Below are 661 nucleotides of genomic sequence, written 5' to 3'. Positions count from 1 at the left end.
CCTGGGCCGAGCTGCCCGCCTGCGATCCCGAGCCGCGCGCCCTCGGCCTCACCTCGCGCCATCTCGCCTACATCATCTACACCTCAGGCTCAACCGGAACCCCAAAGGGCGTCATGGTCGAGCATGCGAACCTGTTGAATTTCATATATGCTCTTTCGGATATATTGAGGATCACTGAGCAGGATGTATTCCTAGCCATCACGTCCATCTCATTTGATATCGCAGGGCTGGAGCTATTTCTTCCATCGTGCACGGGAGCCACAATCGTCCTAGCCAGCCGTAAGGATGTTACGGATGCTACGGCGTTGCATTACCTTATAGATCAGCGCAAGATTTCTATGATGCAGGCCACTCCAGCAACGTGGCGTTTGCTGTTGGATGCCGGCTGGCAAGGAACACCGGGCTTAAATGTATTGTGTGGAGGTGAGGCGTTACCTGCGAGTCAGTCGTCGCGGCTCAGTAGAGGGGTGAGGTCTCTAAGAAATCTTTACGGTCCGACCGAAACAACGATCTGGTCGTCCAGTTTTGTTATTGACGCGAGGCTCGGTGTGTCTCATCAAAACGTCCCGATCGGCCGCCCGATTGCCAACACGCGGGTGTATCTGCTGGACGGTCATGGCGCGCCTGTGCCGTTGGGGGCGGTGGGTGAGCTTTACATCGG

1 protein-coding gene is annotated in these 661 nt (G+C 56.3%); it reads left to right on the top strand.

All coding sequences use genetic code 11. From position 1 onward, the window contains the following. Nucleotides 1-661 (top strand): AMP-binding protein (locus GWE18_RS41975; RefSeq protein WP_275191314.1); only part of this gene is annotated, 661 nt, incomplete at both ends.

Source organism: Bradyrhizobium sp. CSA112, from assembly GCF_029051645.1.
GTDB lineage: Bacteria > Pseudomonadota > Alphaproteobacteria > Rhizobiales > Xanthobacteraceae > Bradyrhizobium.
Note: the sequence above shows the minus strand (reverse complement) of the source record. Positions and strands in the feature narration are given on the sequence as shown.